General features: G+C 43.1%; 3 protein-coding genes. All 3 read right to left on the bottom strand.

Going from position 1 to position 2,403, the window contains the following annotated elements; genetic code table 11:
• Positions 1-108 precede the first annotated feature (108 nt).
• Genes F6K51_RS38820 through ltrA form a run of 3 tightly spaced genes read right to left on the bottom strand, consistent with a single transcriptional unit; the run spans position 109 to position 1,809 of the window.
• Positions 109-468, bottom strand: a complete 360-nt coding sequence (locus F6K51_RS38820; protein WP_365940599.1) for an HNH endonuclease — start codon at positions 466-468, stop codon at positions 109-111.
• Complete coding sequence (locus tag F6K51_RS38815) at positions 410-556, bottom strand: hypothetical protein (protein ID WP_364304470.1); 147 nt, start codon at positions 554-556, stop codon at positions 410-412. Before F6K51_RS38815 ends, F6K51_RS38820 begins: the two co-directional genes overlap by 59 nt.
• Positions 556-1,809 (bottom strand): group II intron reverse transcriptase/maturase, encoded by a 1,254-nt coding sequence (gene ltrA, locus F6K51_RS36090; protein ID WP_364304462.1) that lies wholly within the window; start codon positions 1,807-1,809, stop codon positions 556-558. The genes F6K51_RS38815 and ltrA overlap by 1 nt, the downstream gene beginning before the upstream one ends.
• Positions 1,810-2,403: the final 594 nt, after the last annotated feature.

The following is a 2,403-nucleotide window of genomic DNA, read 5'->3' as shown; positions in this document are numbered from 1 at the left end:
AATTAAACTAAGCCAATAGGTCACCCCATTAACTCGTCTTCAAAACCGTACGTGACACTTTCGCATCATACGGCTCCTCATTATAGGAACACACTGACATTGGTACCTCTAGAACGGATTCTCATCTAACTGTTTCGAGTTGACTTTGTTTCCGTGCTTAAAATCGTGACAATGAAGGTGTAGTAATTCCAGATTTTCATCCTTGTTACTTCCATCCAGTGCGCGCGGTATTATATGGTGCGTTTCCAACAAATCTCCATCCCTGAAGGTGAGACCACAATGAGCACATTTCCCTTTTTGTCTTTTCAAAAGTTTTACCTTTCTACTGGTTGCTTGAGGGTGTTTACTCAGTCTGGTGCTCCAGTAAATTAGGTCTCCATCATATGGGCTTTTAGTGTCTTTGACCTTTTTATACCGTAGGATTTTGGTCGAGGCATGTAAGGGCAGGTAGTTTTCCTTCCCGGTCATGAACATCCAATTGTCCTTTCCGATGGTTCCCCAATATTTCTTGATTACCCAGGTTATTGATTTCTTGGGGTGTCTCCTTTTTCCCCATCAAGGCGAGTTTTTTCCATAGCAGGTGTCCCAAGGTAGTGTTCGCGTAGCGTGGCCATAGGCCAAGGTTTCTTTACTACAGACTGAACTGTAGTAGTTACACCATCCTCGTATCATGGGTTTCAGTTGGCGTATTAATGCCTCCTGTGGGGCAGCTCTGTATTTATCTATGACTTTTGAGAGCTGCCTATAATGCTCTAGAACTTTTTCTTTTGACGGTTTGATGATGGTTTTAAACCCTTGTTTGGACTGGTTTTTACCTACTTTGTATTGACGAATATTGAATCCTAGGAAGTCAAATCCGTCAAAAGTGTGAGTAACCTTGGTCTTGTTTGGTTTTAATTCCAAACCCATGTCATTCAACCATTTGCTGATAATTTTTTGACATTCTTCTACCACGGTTTGGTCTTTGTGCATGATGACAAAATCATCCGCGTATCGGATTAGACTTAATGCTCTCCTATTCTTGGATTTATTTCCTTTCATAGTTTCTGCGAATTGTTTAATCCGTTCCTCCATTCCGTGAAGGGCTATGTTGGCCAAAAGAGGAGATATCACTCCACCTTGTGGGGTGCCCTTTTCTGTAGTAGAGAATATCCCTTTATCCATGACACCAGCTTTTAACCAAGACTTGATTAAGCGTCTGATGGATGGGTAAGTATTTAACTTACTCAGAAGTGCATCATGGTTGATTTTATCGAAACATTTGGCAATATCCGCATCTAGTACCCATTTGGGTTTTCTGCTGATATTTTTAAATGTTGCTTCAATGGCATCGTGACATGAGCGTCCTGGTCTGAATCCGTATGAATTAGGTTCAAAACGCGCTTCCCATTCGGGTTCTAATGCCTGTTTGGTTAGCGCCTGCAATGCGCGGTCGTACATGGTAGGGATTCCTAATGGGCGTTTTTCCTTTCTTCCGGGTTTGGGAATCCAGACCCGACGAGTAGGTTGTGCCTTTTTGGAGATTTTGAGTGAGTCTACTAAGGCGAGGCGTCTTCTTTGGTTAAGATGTTTGACCCCGTCTATTCCGGCAGTCTTTTTGCCCTTGTTCTCCTGTGTAACCCTACGCACCGCAATCATTTTTGCTGTCCAGGATTTCATCAGAGTTTTTTGCAGCTTTCTTATCGCGCGGACATCACCACGTTCAGAGGCTCGAAATATTCGCTTTTGCAACTTAAATAGAGTCTTTTCTAACTTTCGCCAGTTGACTTTATTCCATTCCACCGTCTGGAAGCCCAGGGTTTTAGACATATCTATTGGTACTTACAACTATTTCTTTTCCTACAACGTGAGTCCGTCAGCGTATCCTAGGCATTACCCTAGGCGTTGGCTTCTGACTCAATCTTCCCCCGGTACGACATACGGCTAACTACCTACTCAGAATATTCGACCTTTCTGAGAGTACATATCGGGGTTAATTCGTTCCTGATAACCATTCTATGGACTTTTAGGGTGGTACTTTTCACCGGGAATATTATGGGAAATCATTAATTGAGGGAAGAACCAATTAATCCTGTTCCATTGACTTTTTGTCTGTGGCGTGTCAATCCATTTCGCCACGTAATTCTAACGATGATTCAAACGTACCTTTCTCTCGTACCCATGAGTCCTCTGCCTGTTACTAACTTCCCCTGGATTGGTTCCGCTTCACTGTTCGACCCTTGCATTAATCCGTAAGTTCGTTATTTCTTATGAATCAGGGTAGGGCTGTCACTCGGATTTCACGAGGGATGGATTTTCACCATCATGGTTATCAAGTTGTCAAGGTTCAGTTTCCTGAGACCAGGCGGCTAATCCCCCAAAACCCTTGTAGGGTAAGGTTTATAGTCAACGAATCGCACCTTC

The organism is Moorena sp. SIO3I8, assembly GCF_010692325.1.
Classification (GTDB): domain Bacteria; phylum Cyanobacteriota; class Cyanobacteriia; order Cyanobacteriales; family Coleofasciculaceae; genus Moorena.
This window is presented reverse-complemented; position numbering and strand designations above follow the sequence as displayed.

What these genes read in the sequence shown, in the direction of transcription:
- F6K51_RS38820 (WP_365940599.1), bottom strand. Translation starts at nt 468, where the DNA reads ATGACCGGGAAGGAAAACTACCTGCCCTTACATGCCTCGACCAAAATC.
- F6K51_RS38815 (WP_364304470.1), bottom strand. Translation starts at nt 556, where the DNA reads ATGGGGAAAAAGGAGACACCCCAAGAAATCAATAACCTGGGTAATCAA.
- ltrA (WP_364304462.1), bottom strand. Translation starts at nt 1,809, where the DNA reads ATGTCTAAAACCCTGGGCTTCCAGACGGTGGAATGGAATAAAGTCAAC.